This is a genomic window from Type-C symbiont of Plautia stali, from assembly GCF_059730935.1.
Genome location: NZ_AP035923.1, coordinates 1,519,314 through 1,539,298, shown reverse-complemented (window position 1 = coordinate 1,539,298; position 19,985 = coordinate 1,519,314). Strand labels below are relative to the sequence as shown.

Sequence of the window (19,985 nt, the reverse complement as noted above, 5' to 3'; positions counted from 1 at the left end):
CAAAGGTGACAGTGACTTAACGCAATTGTGACAGCGATCGATGAATGGATATGTTCTGGAGGAAAAAGGCATTTTTTGCGTGGCGAAAAAATTATTACGTGACGGGACGCCGCAGCGTCCCGCTTCGCGTTACGGCTTGCTGGCGCTGGCCAGCTCTTCAATCTCCTGCTTGCTGAGCTCCAGCTCGGTGGCTTTCACCAGCTCATCCAGCTGCTGCAGCGAGGTGGCACTGACAATCGGTGCCGTGATGCTCGGTCGCGCAATCTGCCACGCCAGCGCCACCTGAGTAGCAGAGGCGTCGTGCGAGGCCGCGACATCTTCCAGCGCTTCAATGATGCGCTTACCGCGATCGTTGAGGTATTTTTCTACAATGCCCTGGCCGCGCGCGCTTTTACTGGCGTCTTCCGGCTTCTTGTATTTCCCGCTCAGGAAACCGCTGGCCAGCGAGTAGTAGTTAATCACGCCGAGACCGTTTTTCACCGCCACCTGCTCCAGTCCGCTTTCATACTCCTGGCGATCGTACAGGTTGTACTCCGGCTGCAGGGTTTCATAGCGCGCCAGTCCCTCCTGCTTACTGATGTCCAGCGCTTCCTGCAGGCGCTGCGCGCTGTAGTTGGACGCACCGATTGCCCGCACTTTGCCCTCTTTGATCAGCGAGTCGAAGGCTTTCAGCGTCTCCACCAGCGGCGTGCTGTCGTCATCACGGTGCGCCTGGTAGAGATCGATGACATCCGTCTGCAGGCGGCGCAGCGAATCTTCCACGGCCTGGCGGATATAGGCCGGTTTCAGCCCGGTTTTCTCCGGCGTCAGCTCCATGCCTACCTTGGTGGCGAGCACGATACTGTCGCGCTTACCGCTTTTTTTCAGCCACTTACCGATGATGGTTTCCGATTCACCGCCGGCGTTGCCCGGCGCCCAGCGAGAGTAGACGTCTGCGGTATCAATGAAGAACAGCCCCTTTTCCACCAGCGCGTCGAGCAGTGAAAACGAGGTTTTTTCATCGACCGTCCAGCCAAAAACGTTGCCGCCAAACGTCAGCAGCGGCACGCTGATACCGCTGTCGCCCAGCTGACGGGTTTTGTGTTGACGCATGTGATCCTCCTTAGTGAAACGAGACTGGTCTGTCATTCAGCTTAGCAAAGGAAAAAGTCACGCTTATGCGTATTGCTGCCAAAATATTTACTGAATATGAATACTTAGCGTGCCCGGGGCGATATTCTTAATTCCTTCAATTTTTGCCCGACCCGGGCGACTACAATCATTTCGTTTGCGCCGCGGTTCGTTTGCGCGCGCATGTGGGGAAAACGAAACCGCCGGAGAGCACACAGAGCAATGAATAAACGATTAAAAACAGGCCTGATTAGCGTGGTGGTGCTGGCTGCGCTGGCGGGCGCTTACTACTGGTGGCAGCATCCGGCCGAGCCTGCACAGGCTACCCAGGCTGATGGCCAGCCGCATCACGGACGCGGTGGCAACAATAGCGGCGGACGCCGTCCGCTGGCACCGGTGCAGGCCGCAACGGCGACCACCGAAAGCGTGCCCTATTACCTCAGCGGACTCGGCACCGTCACCGCGGCCAACACCGTTACGGTGCGCAGCCGGGTCGACGGCCAGCTGATGGCGCTGCACTTCACGGAAGGTCAGCAGGTGGAGGCCGGCGCGCTGCTGGCAGAAATCGATCCCCGCCCATGGCAGGTAGCGCTCACCCAGGCGCAGGGCCAGCTGGCCAAAGATCAGGCGACTCTGGCTAACGCGCGCCGCGACCTCAGCCGTTATGAAAAGCTGGCGAAAACCTCGCTGGTGTCGCAGCAGGAGCTGGATACGCAGCGCTCGCTGGTCAGTGAAACCCTTGGCACCATCAAAGCCGACGAAGGCAATGTTGCCAGCGCGCAGCTCAATCTGACCTACAGCCGCATCACCGCGCCGATTGCCGGACGCGTCGGGCTGAAGCAGGTGGATGTCGGCAACTACATTACCGCCGGCGATACCAATGGTCTGGTGGTGATCACCCAGACGCACCCGATTGACGTGGTGTTCAGCGTTGCCGAGAACAACATCAGCCAGATCCTGAAAGCCCAGAAAAGCGGTCAGCCGCTGCCGGTTGAAGCCTGGGATCGCAGCAATAAAACCCTGCTGACCACGGGTGCGCTGCTGAGCATTGATAACCAGATCGATGTCACCACCGGCACCATTAAACTCAAGGCGCGCTTCAGCAATCAGGACGACGCCCTGTTTCCCAATCAGTTTGTTAATGCCCGGCTGAAGGTGGATACGCTGCAAAACGCAGTGGTGATTCCGACCGCCGCGCTGCAGATGAGCAACGACGGCCACTTTGTCTGGGTGGTGAACAGCGATAACAAAGTGAGTAAGAAACGCGTCACCGCCGGGCTGCAGGATAGCCAGAAAGTGGTGATTGATGCCGGGCTGCAGGCCGGTCAGCGCGTGGTCACCGACGGTCTCGACCGCCTGACCGAAGGCGCCACGGTGGAAATTGTCGCCGCACAGAGTACCGCCACGCACAGCACGCGCGCGGCGCAACCGGCTCGCGGAGAACGTCAATAATGCAGGTGATGCCTCCCGACGCCAGCGGCGGCCCGTCACGCCAGTTTATTCTGCGCCCGGTGGCCACCACGCTGCTGATGATCGCGATTTTGCTGGCCGGCGTGCTGGGCTATCGCTTCCTGCCAGTTTCCGCGCTGCCGGAAGTCGATTACCCGACCATCCAGGTCGTCACGCTCTATCCCGGCGCCAGCCCGGATGTGGTGACCTCGTCGATTACCGCGCCGCTCGAGCGCCAGTTCGGGCAGATGTCCGGCCTGAAGCAAATGGCGTCGCAAAGCTCCGGCGGTGCCTCGGTGATTACGCTGCAGTTCCAGCTGACGCTGGCGCTCGACGTTGCCGAACAGGAAGTGCAGGCGGCGATCAACTCTGCCACTAACCTGCTGCCTGGCGATCTGCCTAATCCGCCGGTGTACAGCAAAGTCAATCCGGCCGATCCGCCAATCATGACGCTGGCCGTTACCACCACCAGTATGCCGCTGACGCAGGTGCAGGATATGGTGGAGACGCGGGTGGCGCAGAAGATTTCCCAGGTCTCCGGCGTCGGTCTGGTCACGCTCTCCGGCGGCCAGCGTCCGGCGGTGCGGGTGAAGATGAACGCACAGGCGCTGGCGGCCCTCGGCCTCACCAGCGAGACGGTGCGTACCGCCATCAGCAACGCCAACGTCAACTCGGCGAAAGGCAGTCTTGATGGCCCAACGCGCTCCATCACGCTGTCGGCCAATGACCAGATGACCTCCGCGGAGGATTACCGCAAGCTGATCGTCAGCTACAGCAACGGCGCGCCGGTGCGGCTGGGCGACGTCGCCACGGTTGAACAGGGCGCAGAAAACAGCTGGCTGGGCGCCTGGGCCAACCGTCAGCCGGCGATTGTGCTGAACGTGCAGCGCCAGCCGGGCGCCAATATTATCGCTACCGCTGACAGCATCCGCGCGCTGCTGCCGTCGCTGACCGCCACGCTGCCGAAGTCGGTTGACGTCAAACTGCTCACCGATCGCACTACCAACATTCGCGCCTCAGTAGCGGATACCCAGCATGAGCTGATGCTGGCCATCGGGCTGGTGGTGATGATCATCTATCTGTTTCTGCGCAACGTCCCGGCCACCATTATTCCGGCGGTCGCGGTGCCGCTGTCGCTGGTCGGCACCTTTGCCGCCATGTATTTCCTTGGCTTTTCGATCAATAACCTGACGCTGATGGCGCTGACCATCGCCACCGGCTTTGTGGTCGATGACGCCATCGTGGTAATCGAGAACATCTCGCGCTACATCGAAAAAGGCGAAAAGCCGATGACCGCCGCGCTGAAAGGTGCCGGTGAGATTGGCTTCACCATTATCTCCCTCACCTTCTCGCTGATCGCGGTGCTGATTCCGCTGCTGTTCATGGGCGATGTGATTGGCCGTTTGTTCCGCGAGTTCGCCGTGACGCTGGCGGTAGCGATTCTGATCTCGGCGGTGGTCTCGCTGACGCTGACGCCGATGATGTGCGCGCGCATGCTGAGCGCCGAATCGCTGCGCAGGCAGAACCGTTTCTCCCGCGCCAGCGAGGCGATGTTCGATAAGGTGATTGCCGGCTATGGCCGCTGGCTGACGCGCGTGCTGCGCCATCCGTGGCTGACGCTGTCGGTGGCGCTTGGCACGCTGCTGCTGACGGTGCTGCTGTGGGTGGTGATTCCGAAGGGCTTCTTCCCGCAGCAGGACAACGGCATCATTCAGGGCACGCTGCAGGCGCCGCAGTCGGTCTCTTACGCCAGTATGGCGCAGCGCACCCGCGACGTGGCATCGATCATTATGAAAGATCCGGCGGTGCAGAGCCTGACCTCGTTCGTCGGCGTGGATGGCACCAACGCGGCGCTCAACAGCGCGCGGCTGCAAATCAACCTGAAACCGCTGGACCAGCGTGACGATCGTATTCCGGCAGTGCAGCAGCGGCTGCAGCAGGCGATCGATCGCCTGCCCGGCGTGTCGCTGTGGCTGCAGCCGGTACAGGACCTGACCATTGATACCCAGGCGAGCCGCACGCCGTACCAGTTTACTCTGCAGTCGGGTTCGCTGGAGTCGCTGGGCAGTTGGGTGCCGAAACTGCTGGCACAGCTCAACACCTTGCCACAGCTGCGCAATGTCAGCAGCGACTGGCAGGATCAGGGGCTGGAAGCCTTTGTACGCGTCGATCGCGACAGCGCCAGCCGGCTCGGCATCAGCATGGCCGACATTGATAACGCGCTGTACAACGCCTTTGGTCAGCGCCTGATCTCAACGATTTACACTCAGGCCAATCAGTATCGCGTGGTGCTGGAGCAGGACAACACGCAAACCCCCGGTCTCGCCAGCCTCGACGCGATTCGCCTGAACAGCAGCGACGGCGGCAGCGTGCCGCTCAGCGCCATCGCGCAAGTCGAAGAGCGCCACGCTGCGCTGAGCATTAATCATCTCGACCAGTTCCCGTCGGCCACCTTCTCGTTTGACGTGGCGCACGGCTACTCGCTCGGCGATGCGCTGCAGGCGATCACCACGGCGGAAGATCAGGTCGGCATGCCGGCAGAGATGATGACGCAGTTCCAGGGCAGCACGCTGGCGTTTGAAGCGGCGCTGACCAGCACCATCTGGCTGATCGTCGCGGCGGTAGTGGCGATGTATATCGTGCTCGGCGTGCTGTATGAGAGCTTCATCCACCCGATTACCATTCTGTCGACGCTGCCCACCGCCGGCGTTGGCGCGCTGCTGGCGCTGATGCTGAGCGGCAACGAGCTGGATATCATCGCCATCATCGGCATCATTTTGCTGATCGGTATCGTGAAGAAGAACGCCATCATGATGATCGACTTCGCGCTGGCCGCCGAGCGTGAACAGGGCATGGCGCCGCGTGAGGCGATCTATCAGGCCTGTCTGCTGCGCTTCCGGCCGATTCTGATGACCACGCTGGCGGCGCTGCTTGGCGCGCTGCCGCTGATGCTCAGCACCGGCGTCGGCGCGGAGCTGCGTCGTCCGCTCGGCATCGCCATGGTCGGTGGCCTGGTGCTGAGCCAGGTGCTGACGCTGTTTACCACCCCGGTGATCTATCTGCTGTTTGATCGCCTTGCTCATGCCACGCGCCGGCGTCTGAAAGGCACGGAGGCGCAGTCGTGAAGTTTTTCGCCCTGTTTATCCATCGGCCGGTTGCCACCACGCTGCTGACGCTGGCGATTGCGCTGGCGGGCATCCTTGGCTTCCGTCTGCTGCCGGTAGCGCCGCTGCCGCAGCTGGATTTCCCGGTGATTCTGATCTCGGCCTCGCTGCCCGGCGCGTCGCCGGAAACCATGGCAGCCTCGGTCGCCACGCCGCTGGAGCGCTCACTGGGGCGCATTGCCGGCGTCAGTGAAATGACCTCCACCAGCTCGCTGGGCAGCACGCGCATCATCCTGGTGTTTGATTTCGACCGCGACATCAACGGCGCGGCGCGCGACGTGCAGGCGGCGATCAATGCCGCCCAGAGCCTGCTGCCGACCGGCATGCCCAATCGTCCAACCTACCGCAAAGCCAACCCGTCCGATGCGCCGATCATGATCCTCACCATGACCTCGGACATTTATAATCCCGGTCAGCTGTATGATTACGCGTCGACGCAACTGGCACAGAAGCTGTCGCAGATTGATGGCGTTGGCGATGTCACGGTGGGCGGCAGTTCGCTGCCGGCGGTGCGCGTCGACCTCAATCCGCAGGCGCTGTTTAATCAGGGCGTGTCGCTGGATGCGGTGCGCACCGCCATCAGCAACGCCAACCAGCGCCGTCCGCAGGGCGCCATCGACGATACCCAGCAGCGCTGGCAGGTACGGACCAACGATGAGCTGCAAACCGCCAGCGTCTATCAGCCGCTGGTGGTGCACTACAACAACGGCGCGGCGGTACGGCTGAGCGATGTGGCGAACGTGCAGGATTCGGTACAGGACGTGCGCAACGCCGGGATGACCAACGGTAAACCAGCGGTGCTGCTGGTGGTGCGCAAGTCGCCGGACGCCAACATTATTGATACCGTCGACCGCATCCGGGCGGAAATGCCGGAGCTGCATGAGGTGATCCCGGCAGCTATCGACCTGCAAATCGCCCAGGACCGTTCGCCCACCATCCGCGCCTCGCTGCATGAAGTGGAGCAGTCGCTGGTGATCGCCGTGGCGCTGGTGATTCTGGTGGTGTTTTTCTTCCTGCGCGACGGCCGCGCCACGCTGATTCCGGCGGCGGCGGTACCGGTATCGCTGATTGGTACCTTCGCCGCCATGTACCTGTGCGGTTTCAGCCTGAATAACCTGTCGCTGATGGCGCTGACCATCGCCACCGGCTTTGTAGTGGATGACGCCATCGTGGTGCTGGAGAACATCGCGCGCCACGTCGAAGCCGGCATGAAGCCGCTGCAGGCGGCACTCACCGGCGTGCGCGAGGTGGGCTTTACCGTGCTGTCGATGAGCCTGTCGCTGATTGCGGTGTTCCTGCCGCTGCTGATGATTGGCGGTATTATTGGCCGCTTCTTCTCGGAGTTTGCCATCACGCTGTCGGTGGCGATTCTCATCTCGCTGTTTATCTCCATTACCCTGACGCCGATGATGTGCGCGTATCTGCTGAAACCGCAGGCGAAGCGCAGCCAGCCGCGCACGCGCGGATTTGGCCGCGTGCTGCTGGCGGTGCAGCAGGGCTATGCGCGCTCGCTAAGCTGGGTGCTGAACCACGCAATCTGGGTGCTGTTGCTGCTGCTCGGCACCGTCGGGCTGACCATCTGGCTGTTTATCACCATCCCGAAAACCTTTATGCCCGAGCAGGACACCGGCCGTCTCAACGGTTTTATCTCCGCCGATCAGAGCATTTCGTTTCAGGCGATGCGCGGCAAGCTGCAGGATTTCATGAACATCATCAAGGCTGACCCGGCGGTCGATAACGTCACCGGCTTCACCGGCGGCTCGCGCACCAACAGCGGCTCGATGTTTGTGTCACTCAAGCCGCTGTCAGAACGCAGCGAAAGCGCGCAGGAAGTGATCGCCCGCCTGCGCGTGAAGCTGGCGAAAGAACCGGGTGCCAACCTCTACCTTAATGCGGTGCAGGATATTCGCGTCGGCGGACGCGAATCGAACGCCAGCTACCAGTACAGCCTGCTGTCGGATAACCTCGCCGATTTACGGGAGTGGGAGCCGAAAATCCGCCAGGCGTTCGCCGCGCTGCCAGAACTGGCCGATGTGAACTCGGATCAGCAGGACAACGGCAGCGAAATGGCGCTGACTTACGATCGCGAAAGCATGGCGCGCCTCGGCATCGACGTGTCGGCGGCCAATGCGCTGCTGAATAACGCCTTCGGCCAGCGGCAAATCTCTACCATCTACCAGCCGCTGAATCAGTACAAAGTGGTGATGGAGGTGGATCCGCGCTATACCCAGGATGTCAGCGCGCTGGATCAGATGTTCGTGATCAACAGTGACGGCAAAGCGATTCCGCTGAGCTGGTTTGCCAAATGGCAGCCAGCCAACGCGCCGCTGTCGGTCAACCATCAGGGGCTGTCGGCGGCCTCGACCATCTCGTTTAACCTGCCAGAAGGGGTCTCGCTGTCGCAGGCATCGGAGGCCATCGACCGCACCATCACGGCGATTGGCGTGCCGTCCAGCGTGCGCGGCAGCTTTGCCGGCACCGCGCAGGTATTTCAGGATTCGCAGTCGAACCAGCTGTGGCTGATGCTGGCGGCGATTGCTGCGGTGTATATCGTGCTCGGCATTCTGTATGAGAGCTACGTGCATCCCCTGACGATTCTCTCTACCCTGCCCTCGGCGGGCGTCGGCGCGCTGCTGGCGCTGCAGCTGTTTAATACGCCGTTCAGCCTGATTGCGCTGATCGGCATCCTGCTGCTGATCGGTATCGTGAAAAAGAACGCCATCATGATGGTGGATTTCGCGCTGGAGGCGGAGCGCAACGGCAATCTGTCGGCGCGCGACGCCATTTTCCAGGCGTGCCAGCTGCGTTTCCGCCCGATTCTGATGACCACGCTGGCGGCGCTGTTTGGTGCGCTGCCGCTGGTGCTGACCAGCGGGGACGGCGCGGAGCTGCGCCAGCCGCTGGGCATCACCATTGCCGGTGGGCTGGTGATGAGCCAGCTGCTGACGCTGTACACCACACCGGTGGTGTACCTGATGATGGATAAACTGCGCCGTCGGAAAAAGCAGCCGCGGTTGATAACGGAGCCATAACGTCATACCTGCACTAAGCGTAGCGGCGCAATTCAACGCGCGATAAATCGCGCCGCTACGCGACCTGCGGTTGATGAAACTGTTAACACGGGATGAGCATGAACGCACAAACCGCCACTGTCCGCTGGCAACTGTGGATTGTGGCCTTCGGCTTTTTTATGCAGACGCTGGATACCACGATCGTGAACACCGCGATACCGGCGATGGCCCACGATCTCAACGTCAGCCCGCTGCATATGCACTCGGTGATTGTCTCCTACGTGCTCACCGTGGCGGTCACGCTGCCGCTCAGCGGCTGGCTGGCGGACCGCTTTGGCGTGCGCAACATCTTCTTCTGCGCCATCGTGCTGTTCAGCCTCGGTTCGCTGCTGTGTGCCTTCGCCACCTCACTCGACCAGCTGGTGATGGCGCGCGTGGTCCAGGGCATTGGCGGCGCGATGATGGTGCCGGTCGGCCGGCTGACGGTGATGAAGATCGTGCCGCGTGAGCAGTACATGTCGGCCATGACCTTTGTCACCCTGCCCGGCCAGATTGGCCCGCTGCTCGGCCCGGCGCTGGGCGGCATTCTGGTGGAGTATGCCAGCTGGCACTGGATCTTCCTGATTAACATTCCGGTCGGCATCATCGGTGCCATTGCCACGCTGCTGCTGATGCCGAACTACACCATGCAGACGCGACGCTTTGACTTCCTCGGTTTTGTGCTGCTGGCGGTGGGCATGGCTACGCTGACGCTGGCGCTCGACGGCCAGCGCAGCGCCGGCGGCTCGCCGCTGCTGCTGTGTCTGCTGATTTTGCTGGGGGTGTTTTCCCTGCTGTTCTACCTGATGCACGGCCGCAACAACGATAACGCGCTGTTTAGCCTGAAGCTGTTTGATAACCGCATTTACGCCATCGGCCTGCTCGGCAGCTTCACCGGCCGCATCGGCAGCGGCATGCTGCCGTTTATGACGCCGATTTTTCTGCAGGTGGGTCTCGGCTTTAGCCCGTTCCACGCGGGTCTGATGATGATCCCGATGGTGCTGGGCAACATGGGCATCAAACGCGTGGTGGTGCGCATCGTGAACCTGTTTGGCTATCGTAACGCGCTGGTGGGCGGCACGCTGGCGCTGGCACTGGTGGTGCTGCTGTTTCCCGTGGTGGCGCTGCTCGGCTGGATCTGGCTGCTGCCCGTGGTGCTGCTGTTGCAGGGCATGGTCAATGCCATCCGCTTTTCGTCCATGAATACCCTGACGCTGAAAGAGCTGCCGGACGAGCTGGCCTCGAGCGGCAACAGCCTGCTGTCGATGATCATGCAGCTGTCGATGAGTATCGGCGTCACCGTGGCCGGTCTGCTGCTCGGCGCTTTCGGCCATGGCGCGGTGAGCGACAGCGCCGCGACCCATCAAACCTTTATGTACACCTATTTGTGCATGGCGCTGGTGATTGCGCTGCCGGCACTGGTGTTCTGGCGCGTACCCGCCGATGTGAGTAAAAACGTGGACCTGAGAGGCAGGAGAAAAGGATGAAGCAGCCGGTAAAACTCGGCATCAGCGCCAAACTGTTCATGGCGATTTTTTCCACCTGCATGCTGGTGATCATCACCATGCACTGGGGCGTGCGCCTCAGCTTTGAGCATGGCTTTGTCGATTACATCAAAAAGGGCAACGAGCAGCGCCTGACGCTGCTGAGCGATGCGCTGGCCGATCAATACGAACAGCACGGTAGCTGGGATTTTTTGCGTAACAACGACCGGCTGATTTTCACCATTCTGCGCTCGCTGGAACAGAATCCCGGCAGCGGCACGCAGCTGCCGCCGCACGGCTGGCGCACCCAGTTCTGGATTATCGATCAGCAGTACAAAATATTGTCCGGCCCGCGCTCGCCGGTGCCGCCGGAAGGCTCGCGCCGCAATATCACCACCAGTAACGGCAAGATTGTTGGCTGGGTGATTGCCTCGCCCGCCGAGCGGCTGACGCGCAGCACCGACATCAACTTTGATCATCAGCAGCGCCAGACCAGCTGGCTGATTGTCGGCCTCACCACGCTGCTGGCCGCGCTGGTCACCTGGCTGCTGGCGCGCGGCCTGCTGGCGCCGGTGAAACGGCTGGTGGACGGCACCCATCAGCTGGCGGCGGGCAAATTTACCACCCGGGTGGAGGTCGGCAGCAGCGACGAAATTGGTCAGCTGGCGCGCGACTTCAACCAGCTGGCGCGCTCGCTGGAGAAAAACGAAAGCAACCGGCGCGCCTTTATGGCCGATATTTCCCATGAGCTGCGTACGCCGCTGGCGATTTTGCGCGGTGAGCTGGAGGCGATGCAGGATGGCGTACGCAAGCTGACGCCCGACGCCATCAGTTCGCTGCAGAGCGAAGTCGCGCTGCTGACCCAGCTGGTGGAAGACCTGCACCAGCTGTCGCTCTCCGACGCGGGCGCCCTCGCCTACCGCAAACAGCCGGTGGATCTGGTCAGTCTGCTGGAGGTGGTGGCGGGCAGTTTTGGCGAACGCTATCGCAGCCGGGGGTTGACGCTCAGCCTGATGCTGCCGGCACAGGCCAGCAGCTTTGGCGATCCGGACCGGTTGATGCAGCTGTTCACTAACCTGCTGGAAAACAGCCTGCGCTACACCGATGCCGGTGGCACGGTGCAGCTCAGTATGCAGCTCAGCGGCGAGCAGTGGCAGCTGCAGTTTGCCGACAGCGCACCGGGCGTCGAGCGCCAGCAGCAGGCACAGCTGTTTGAGCGCTTCTTCCGCGCCGAAAGCTCGCGCAATCGCGCCAGCGGCGGCTCCGGGCTCGGTCTGGCGATCTGCAAGAATATTGTTGAGGCGCATGACGGCAGCATTAATGCGGCCGACTCTGATTTAGGTGGGCTGAAAATCACGCTAAACTTGCCGTATGTTCCTCACTAGACACCCTTTATGAGCACGGAAAATAGCGATCCCCTGATTCTTGTTGTGGAAGACGAACCCAAACTGGCGCAGCTGATGATTGATTATCTGCAGGCGTCAAACTACCGCACGCATCACCTCGCCGATGGCAACGCGGTACTGAGTTACGTGCAGCAAACGCCGCCGGACCTGATGCTGCTGGATTTGATGCTGCCGGGCCGTGACGGCCTGACGCTGTGTCGGGAAATTCGCCGCTTCTCCGAGCTGCCGATTATCATGGTGACCGCACGCACGGAAGAGATCGATCGCCTGCTCGGGCTGGAGATTGGCGCTGACGACTACATCTGCAAACCCTTCAGCCCGCGTGAAGTGGTGGCGCGGGTGAAAACCATTCTGCGCCGGGTGAAACGTTCGCCAGAAGAGGCGCAGCTGGCCTCGCATCTGCTGATCGACGAAGGGCGTTTCCAGGCCAGCTGGCGCGAACAGCCGCTGGAGCTGACGCCCGCTGAGTTCCGCCTGCTGAAAACCCTGGCGCTGGAGCCGGGCAAAGTGTTTTCGCGCGAGCAACTGCTGAACCATCTGTATGACGACTATCGCGTGGTCACCGATCGCACCATTGACAGCCACATCAAGAACCTGCGGCGCAAGCTGGAGAACCTTGATGCCGAACAGCCGTTTATTCGCGCCGTGTACGGCATGGGATATCGCTGGGAAGCGGATGTTGGCCGCCTGCTGTAACCGCTTAGATTGATCCAGGTCAATTTACATCGGGAGTCGCCCTGCCTACAATTCCCCACCTTTTGCAGGGCCGCCTGACGCGGCCGCTGCACGTGCCATCCGTGATGACATGCTGACCTGACATCAGTGAGAACTTCCCATGCTTAAACCCGAACTGCTTTCGCCGGCAGGCACGCTGAAAAATATGCGTTATGCCTTTGCCTACGGCGCCGACGCGGTATATGCCGGCCAGCCGCGCTACAGCCTGCGCGTGCGCAACAACGAATTCACCCATGAAAACCTCGCCAAAGGCATCAGCGAGGCGCACGCGCTCGGTAAGAAGTTTTACGTGGTGGTGAACATTGCCCCGCACAACGCCAAGCTGAAAACCTTTATCCGCGATCTGACGCCGGTGGTTGAGATGCAGCCGGATGCGCTGATCATGTCCGATCCCGGCCTGATCATGCTGGTGCGCGACGCCTTCCCGCAGATGCCGATTCACCTGTCGGTGCAGGCTAACGCGGTGAACTGGGCCACGGTGAAGTTCTGGCAGCAGATGGGGCTGACGCGCGTGATTCTGTCACGCGAGCTGTCGCTGGAGGAGATCGCCGAAATTCGCCAGCAGGTGCCGGAGATGGAGATTGAAATCTTTGTCCACGGCGCGCTGTGCATGGCCTACTCCGGCCGCTGCCTGCTCTCTGGCTATCTGAATAAGCGCGATCCCAATCAGGGCACCTGTACCAACGCCTGCCGCTGGGAATATAACGTGGCCGAAGGCCAGCAGGATGAGGTCGGCAACATTGTTGGCTTTCATCAGCCGGTTGCGGTGCAGCCCGCGACGCTCGGCGTCGGTCAGCCCACCGACCGGGTATTCCTGCTGGAAGAGAAGATGAAGCCAGGCGAGGTGATGAGCGCGTTCGAAGATGAGCACGGCACCTACATCATGAACTCGAAAGATCTGCGCGCGGTGGCGCACGTCGAACGCCTGAGCCAGATGGGCGTGCATTCGCTGAAAATTGAGGGCCGCACCAAATCGTTCTACTACTGCGCGCGCACCGCGCAGGTGTACCGCCGCGCAATCGACGATGCGGCCGCCGGTAAACCTTTCGACCCGGCACTGCTGGAGACGCTGGAAGGGCTGGCGCACCGCGGCTATACCGAAGGTTTTTTGCGTCGCCACACCCATGACAGCTATCAAAACTACGAGCAGGGTTTTTCCATTTCGGAGCGTCAGCAGTTTGTTGGTGAATTTACCGGTGAACGGCGCGGTACGTGGGCGCAGGTGGCAGTGAAGAACAAGTTCATGCTGGGCGATAGCGTAGAGATCATGACGCCGGATGGCAATCTCAACTGCACGCTGCAGGCGATGCAGAATGACAAGGGTGCTGCGGTTGAAGTCGCTCCGGGAGATGGTCATCGCGTCTGGATCAGCGTGCCGGAGGGGGTCGATCTGGCCTATGCGCTGCTGCTGCGCAATTTTACCGACGGTAACAGCACTTACGATCCGCACGGTAAAAATCGCACTAAATGAAAAGAAAACGGCGAAGTTAGAACAGGATCACAGACCGCCGCTTCGCCGCGCTTTAGAATCGCGCCTGCTGCTAACGAGTAACAACAAACAGCAGGTAGTACCAGGAACCACCTCATTCACCCGCCCGGCTCCCCCGTGCGGGTTTTCTTTTTTTCATCGTTCGCCGATAAAGTTCCCGCCGCAGCTATGCTATAACCACAGCTCTGTCTTACTCATCAGGGAAGCGATAATGCAAAATAAACCCCTCACTTTGCTGATTCTGAATGGAAAAGGCGCAGGCAATGAAGAGTTGCGTGCCGCCGTGAATACCCTGCGCGACGAGGGCTTTAACCTGGCGGTGCGCGTGACCTGGGAAAAAGGCGACGGTGACCGCTACGTGCAGGAAGCGCTGCAGCTGCAGGCGGAAACCGTGGTGGCTGGCGGCGGCGATGGCACCATCAATGAGATTGCCACCGCGCTGGCCGCCCTGCCGCCAGCGCAGCGGCCGGTGCTGGGGATTTTACCGCTTGGCACTGCCAACGATTTTGCTACCAGCGCCGGTATCCCGGCAGAAATGGAAGCGGCACTGCGGCTGGCGGTACTGGGCAAAGCCACGGCCATCGATCTGGCGCGGGTGAACGGCGACCGTTACTTCATCAACATGGCGACCGGCGGTTTTGGCACACGCATCACTACGGAAACGCCGGAGAAACTGAAATCGGCGCTGGGCGGCGTCTCCTATTTTATTCATGGCCTGATGCGCGTTGATGCCCTGAAGCCGGACAGCTGCGAAATCAGCGGACCGGGCTTTCACTGGCAGGGTGACGCGCTGGTGATTGGCATTGGCAATGGCCGTCAGGCCGGTGGCGGACAGCGGTTATGTCCGGAAGCGCTGATCAACGACGGACAGCTCAATCTCAGCATCGTAACCGCCCAGGAGCTGCTGCCAACGCTGCTGCACTCGCTGACGCGCGACGATGAAAACCCGAACATTGTCGCGGCACAGCTGACGTCACTGACCATCCGTTCACCGCATGAGATGACCTTTAACCTCGACGGCGAGCCGTTGTCCGGCAGCGAGTTTGTAATTGAGGTGCAGCCCGGCGCGTTGAGCTGCCGCCTGCCGCCGCAGTGTGCGTTGCTGGCGTAATCATTGGAAAATTCCTGCATTATCCCGGTGCGCATAAATGCGCACCCTGTGAGGCTCGCCATCCCTGCACGCACCGTGTAGGGTCGCCATTGATGGCGACCGGTCACGTGCGTCTGCGGCTGACGCTCTGCATCACACCTTCATCCAGCGGCGCTCCACGGCGGAAATCGCCACCGCTTCCAGCACCTTCTGCACCTGCAGCCCTTCGGCAAAATCCGGCCACATGCGATCGCCGGCGGCAATGCCGTTGATCAGATCGCGAATCTCGACCGTTTTCTGATCGTTAAAACCGATGCCGTGGCCGGCCGAGACGCAGAAGCTGGCGTAATCGGGGTGCGCCGGACCGGTGAGAATGGTTTTAAAGCCCTGGCGACCGGCCGGATCGTCGTGCAGATACAGTTCCAGCTCAGCCATGCGCTCCTGCGTGTAGCGCAGCGTGCCTTTGGTGCCGGTCACCACATAAGTCAGCCCCATCTTGCTGCCGCAGGCGATACGCGAGGTTTCAATCACGCCGTGCGCACCATTTTTAAAGCGCAGCAGCGCGCTGGCCTGATCTTCGTTTTCCACCGGCAGCAGACGTGACGGCGCCTTTGGATCTGGTCGCTGTTTGATCACCGTCATCATGTCACCGCTCACTTCATCAATATCACCGACCAGATAGTGCGCCATGTTGACGATATGCGCCGCCAGATCGCCAAGCGCGCCGAGACCGGCCAGCGCTTTCTGGCAGTGCCAGTCGAGCGGCGTCTCCGCGCGCGCCAGATAATCTTCGTTATGGGTGCCGTAAAAGTGCACCACTTCGCCGATCTCACCGCGCGCGATAATCTCCCGTGCCAGCTGGCTGGTGGGGTTTTTCATGTAGTTGAAGCCTACCAGGGTTTTCACTCCCGCCTGCTCTGCCGCCTGCACCATCTCTTCGGCATCCGCCACCGAGAGCGACAGTGGCTTTTCGGAGTAGACGTGCTTGCCGTGGCGAATCGCCTCCAGCGCCATCTCTTTGTGCAGGAAATTGGGCGCGCAGATATCGACCACGTCGATGTGCGGATCGCGCACCAGCTCGCGCCAGTCGCCCGTCGAACGGGCAAAGCCAAACGTCGCCGCCTGCTGCGCCGCCAGCGCCGGATTCACCTCTGCCAGCATCTCGCGCACAATCTCACCCTTCAGGGCGAACACCGTGGGTGCCTGCGCATAGGCAATCGCGTGACAACGCCCAATATATCCACTGCCAATCATACCGATTCTGACTTTGTTCATGCTGCACCTGCGGTTCACGGGGATGAGTTTCCCGGAATATATGTTTCGTTTTGGGCGGCGACAACGGAAAAATGAAATATCTGTGATCATACATGCGAGGTATCTGACAGACGCGACAAATCAGAATGTAATTTTGCATAGCATTGGTGACATCTCTCACAATCAGGCGCAGTGCTGGCGCTAATTCGCGCCATCGCGCGGGCCCGCGTCGGGCAATTGACGCTTTATTCAGCAGTCAGAAAAAATTGTGAAAAAGAGCTTTGACAAGCCACAGCCTGCCCGATAATATGCGCCCCGTTCCAAACGATTCCTCTGTAGTTCAGTCGGTAGAACGGCGGACTGTTAATCCGTATGTCACTGGTTCGAGTCCAGTCAGAGGAGCCAGATTTAGAAAAGCCTGCTTTTAAAGCAGGCTTTTTGCTTTTCTGCGTTCTGACGGTTAGATACCGCCATACCACTCGTAACCGCGATCTTCCCAGTAGCCGCCGCGTCCGCCCCACAGCTGGGCAAACGAATCCACCACTTTAATTTCCATCAGATACTTGGCGTGCTTGTAACCGAGCTGGCGCTCGACCCTGAGACGCAGCGGCGCACCGTGCGCGACCGGCAGCGGCTGATCGTTCATACGGTAGGCCAGCAGCGTTTGCGGATGCCACGCATCCTGCAGATCGATACTTTCGTAGTAGCGCCCGCTGCCGTCCAGCGTCTGCTCCAGCTCGTCGGCACACAGGAACACTACGTAGCGGGCACCTGGCCGCAGGCGCGCCGCATCCAGCACCAGTCCGAGCGGTACGCCCTGCCATTTGCCAATCGCGCTCCAGCCCTCCACGCAGTCGTGCCGGGTAATCTGTGTGCGACTGGGGAACCGCTGCAGATCGCTGAGCGATAAACTCAGCGGCTGTTGCACCAGCCCGGTGACGCGCAGCCGCCAGTCGGCAAACCCGTTCGCCAGCAAACGCGCATATTCGTCGGAGTCGGGCATTTGCGTGCCGTTGGCGCGGAACAGCGGCGAAATATCGGCCTCGCTGAACTCCGGTGCCAGCCGCTGGCCGCCCAGCAGGCGCTGGCTGGCACGCGTCAGCCGCTCGGTCTGATTGAGCCAGCCGCTGACCGTGTCGTTTTGCGTCAGTTGATCGCAACCGCTCAGCAGCGCCGCGCCGGCGCCGGACAGCGCGCCCAGCAGCAGGCGGCGACGCGACAGCTCGATTTTCATGATGGGGTATCCTCTTTGTCGATCGCGTAACGGCCGGTGATCATCGAACGCAGGTTATTGAACACGCCTGACACCAGCACCATCACTACATGCACCAGCACAAACAGCACCAGCAGCGTTGCGGTGATAAAGTGCACCGTGCGCGCCGTGGGACGGCCGCCAAACAGATCGGGTAAAAACGGCAGTGCCGCATCCAGCGCTGGCGACAGGGTTAATCCACTGAGCAGCATCAGCGGCAACAGTATGAAGATCACCAGCAGATAGCTGAGTTTCTGCAACGCGTTATAGCGCCGCGCCGCTTCACCGCGGGCGAAGCGCAGCCGGGCGTGGTCGCAAATCTCCTGCCACAAATGACGCGCGCCCAGCTGCTGACGGTCGGGCAACAGATCGCGGCGAAAGTGCCGGTGCCAGAAACCGTGCAGCAGATAAATCACGCCGTTGAACAGCAGCAGCCAGGCAAAAAAGAAGTGCCAGTGGCGACCGGCTCCCAAATCCTGCCACGACGGCAGCGTCAGCCAGCCGGGGAACGCGCGCGCCGTCAGCGTGCCCTCCAGCTTCGAGACACCGAGCACGCCGGTGGTATTCAGTTGCAGCGAGCCGAGCCGGACAAATCCCTGCTGCTGACGATTGCCGATTTCAAACACCGGCTGCTCATGGTCCGCACCATACAGGCCGACATACAGACGCGGATGCGCATTAAAGATTTGCAATCCGCTCATCAGCAGTACGGCAAAACACAGGGCGTTGACCCAGTGCGTCACGCGCACCAGCAGCGAATGACGACGGATTAGCCTTTTACTGCGGGAAGGTGAAGGCTGTTGCATCATCGAGCCCCTTACCAGCCAGGCGAGGCCTGGCTGGAACCGGATTACATCGGCGGCACTACGCCGTTTTTGCCGACAATGATATTGCCTGCGGTGAGCTTACCGTCGGCGCCTTTCTCGGCAGGAACAAACACCGTGGTGCCGGGTTTCAGGTCATCCGGGGTGGCCGCCGCCAGCGTCACCACCGGCGTACCGGCCGGAATAGCAATTTTTTTCTGATGGCCGTGATAGCTCACCGTCACTTCGCTGTTGTCCACCGAGGTGACGCTATTGGCGACTGTGGCGTTGGTCATTGAGCTGCCCGGCTTCAGATCCCAGCTGAAGTTGCCTTCGCCTGCACCTTTCAGCTGCGCCGGGAAAATCAGCACTTCGAGCGCGCCATCTCCGCCGCCCGCTTTCGGCAGCGAGGCAATGCCCACGTAATCGCCCTTTTTAATGTCGCTGATGCTGGCCTTCGCCACCGCAGAAACCATCGCGCCTGGCTTCATGGCCACGCTGACCTCCGATCCTTCGCGTGACTTGATAGTGAGCTGCTGCCCGTTTACCGATTCAACAACGCCACGTACCTGCACTTTTTGCCCTGCCATCTCTGCCGCCATCGCCGGCGACAGCGTGACGCCGGCCAGCAGTGAACCGGCAATCAGCAGTGAAAGGCGTTTGTAATGTGATAAGACCGTCATGGAGTGTTCCTTTTGATGATAAGCGCTGCCTCAGCGGCAGCCCTGTGCCTGAAATCATTCAACCTGAAGCGCAATAACATTGCGGCAAAAGGCGCTGGAAAACAAACCTACTAGTTGGTAGATTAAAAAACAAGATAATTTTTCACCCCGTACTTTGTCATGTCATTATTTTGTCTTAGCCTGAGCCTCGCGCAGATCCAGCGCCTGGGTTGAACATTGGGAGCATCAGTATGGAAATGCAGTTACGATCGGCCACGTTAGCGCTGCTGATTTGCAGCTGTTCCGCCGCCGCGGCAGAACTCAGCAGTCCTTCGCCGGGCCAGCTTATTAACACGCGTTTGTCTTACATGAAGGATGTGGCGGGTTATAAAGCGCAGCATCATCAGCCGATTGAAGATTTGGGTCAGGAGCGCAAGGTGCTGGACAAAGCCCTGGCGGAAGCGCGTGAGCTGGGTCTGGACGATGCCACTGTGCAGCCGTTTATTCAGGCACAGATGGACGTGGCGAAAGCGGTGCAGTATCGCTATCGCGCCGACTGGCTGGCGACGCCGGAGCCGCACTGGCAGCCGCGTCCGCTGGATGAGGTGCGCAAAAGCATTGGTCATTACAGCGACGCGATTCTGACGCAGCTTGCCGCGCAGTTGAAACAGGGCGCGACGCTGCAGGCACCGCAGAAGGCCGAATTTATGCGCGACATTCAGCAGCGCAACGTGTCATCGCAGGATAAAGAGCTATTGTGGCGCACGCTCAGCGCGGTAACGTTACGGCAGCCGTAATGTTGCGCGGCGAGCGTGCCGTCGATCGCAGCAGGCCTGTCATTTTGCTGCGTTTTTCCCGGTTGCCATAAATGGCGAGCCTGCAAACTGGCTAATGACCTTACAGGGTGCGCAGTGATGCGCACCGAAACGCCATTCTGAAACTTCTCTTTCCAACTGCCCCATCCGCTCTGTGATTGCGTTCACAACTCTGCAACAGCAACTTGTATGGTAGTATTATTGCGCGTATTTTTTCATCAT

General features: G+C 60.5%; 14 protein-coding genes and 1 tRNA gene. 10 read left to right on the top strand and 5 right to left on the bottom strand.

From position 1 onward, the window contains the following. Positions 1–129: 129 nt before the first annotated feature. Positions 130–1,092 carry an aldo/keto reductase gene (locus tag AC6I7J_RS07000; RefSeq protein ID WP_021509316.1) on the bottom strand — a complete coding sequence of 321 codons (963 nt, stop codon included), beginning with the start codon at positions 1,090–1,092 and terminating at the stop codon, positions 130–132. A 240-nt stretch (positions 1,093–1,332) separates the two neighbouring features. Here AC6I7J_RS07000 and AC6I7J_RS06995 point away from each other — a divergent pair, with 240 nt between their 5' ends. From AC6I7J_RS06995 to yegS, 8 genes are all read left to right on the top strand, one after another. Then, positions 1,333–2,562 carry an MdtA/MuxA family multidrug efflux RND transporter periplasmic adaptor subunit gene (locus AC6I7J_RS06995; RefSeq protein ID WP_058780348.1) on the top strand — a complete coding sequence of 410 codons (1,230 nt, stop codon included), beginning with the start codon at positions 1,333–1,335 and terminating at the stop codon, positions 2,560–2,562. Beyond that, positions 2,562–5,684 (top strand): MdtB/MuxB family multidrug efflux RND transporter permease subunit, encoded by a 3,123-nt coding sequence (locus AC6I7J_RS06990; protein ID WP_088516601.1) that lies wholly within the window; start codon positions 2,562–2,564, stop codon positions 5,682–5,684. Before AC6I7J_RS06995 ends, AC6I7J_RS06990 begins: the two co-directional genes overlap by 1 nt. Next, positions 5,681–8,755: a multidrug efflux RND transporter permease subunit MdtC gene (gene mdtC / locus AC6I7J_RS06985; protein WP_498007035.1), complete on the top strand. Its 3,075-nt coding sequence runs from the start codon at positions 5,681–5,683 to the stop codon at positions 8,753–8,755. Before AC6I7J_RS06990 ends, mdtC begins: the two co-directional genes overlap by 4 nt. Positions 8,756–8,853: 98 nt before the next feature. After that, positions 8,854–10,260 (top strand): multidrug transporter subunit MdtD, encoded by a 1,407-nt coding sequence (gene mdtD, locus AC6I7J_RS06980; protein ID WP_031280060.1) that lies wholly within the window; start codon positions 8,854–8,856, stop codon positions 10,258–10,260. After that, a complete protein-coding gene (gene baeS, locus AC6I7J_RS06975; protein ID WP_058757282.1) occupies positions 10,257–11,642 on the top strand; it encodes an envelope stress sensor histidine kinase BaeS in 1,386 nt (461 codons plus the stop codon). The genes mdtD and baeS overlap by 4 nt, the downstream gene beginning before the upstream one ends. Positions 11,643–11,651: 9 nt before the next feature. Continuing rightward, complete coding sequence (baeR, locus tag AC6I7J_RS06970; protein ID WP_031280058.1) at positions 11,652–12,359, top strand: envelope stress response regulator BaeR; 708 nt, start codon at positions 11,652–11,654, stop codon at positions 12,357–12,359. 139 nt (positions 12,360–12,498) lie between these two features. Beyond that, positions 12,499–13,869 (top strand): prephenate-dependent tRNA uridine(34) hydroxylase TrhP, encoded by a 1,371-nt coding sequence (gene trhP / locus AC6I7J_RS06965; RefSeq protein WP_260640525.1) that lies wholly within the window; start codon positions 12,499–12,501, stop codon positions 13,867–13,869. A gap of 229 nt (positions 13,870–14,098) precedes the next feature. Continuing rightward, on the top strand, positions 14,099–14,998 hold the full coding sequence (gene yegS / locus AC6I7J_RS06960; protein ID WP_058757280.1) for a lipid kinase YegS: 900 nt from the start codon (positions 14,099–14,101) through the stop codon (positions 14,996–14,998). Positions 14,999–15,130: 132 nt separating this feature from the next. On the opposite strand, the gene AC6I7J_RS06955 is transcribed toward yegS, so the two are convergent. Then, a complete protein-coding gene (locus AC6I7J_RS06955; protein ID WP_058757279.1) occupies positions 15,131–16,252 on the bottom strand; it encodes a Gfo/Idh/MocA family protein in 1,122 nt (373 codons plus the stop codon). Positions 16,253–16,560: 308 nt separating this feature from the next. On the opposite strand from AC6I7J_RS06955, the gene AC6I7J_RS06950 reads away from it, so the two are divergent. Continuing rightward, positions 16,561–16,636, top strand: a tRNA-Asn gene (locus AC6I7J_RS06950). 55 nt (positions 16,637–16,691) lie between these two features. Here the strand turns inward: AC6I7J_RS06950 and AC6I7J_RS06945 are convergent. Genes AC6I7J_RS06945 through AC6I7J_RS06935 form a run of 3 tightly spaced genes read right to left on the bottom strand, consistent with a single transcriptional unit; the run spans position 16,692 to position 18,969 of the window. Beyond that, positions 16,692–17,465 (bottom strand): molybdopterin-binding protein, encoded by a 774-nt coding sequence (locus tag AC6I7J_RS06945; RefSeq protein WP_021509306.1) that lies wholly within the window; start codon positions 17,463–17,465, stop codon positions 16,692–16,694. Continuing rightward, positions 17,462–18,292: a cytochrome b/b6 domain-containing protein gene (locus AC6I7J_RS06940; RefSeq protein WP_498007034.1), complete on the bottom strand. Its 831-nt coding sequence runs from the start codon at positions 18,290–18,292 to the stop codon at positions 17,462–17,464. The genes AC6I7J_RS06945 and AC6I7J_RS06940 overlap by 4 nt, the downstream gene beginning before the upstream one ends. Before the next feature lie 41 nt (positions 18,293–18,333). Then, entirely contained in the window at positions 18,334–18,969 is a 636-nt protein-coding gene (locus AC6I7J_RS06935) for a hypothetical protein (RefSeq protein WP_498007033.1), read from the bottom strand. Positions 18,970–19,199: 230 nt separating this feature from the next. Here AC6I7J_RS06935 and AC6I7J_RS06930 point away from each other — a divergent pair, with 230 nt between their 5' ends. Next, positions 19,200–19,745 carry a chorismate mutase gene (locus AC6I7J_RS06930; protein WP_058757275.1) on the top strand — a complete coding sequence of 182 codons (546 nt, stop codon included), beginning with the start codon at positions 19,200–19,202 and terminating at the stop codon, positions 19,743–19,745. Positions 19,746–19,985: the final 240 nt, after the last annotated feature.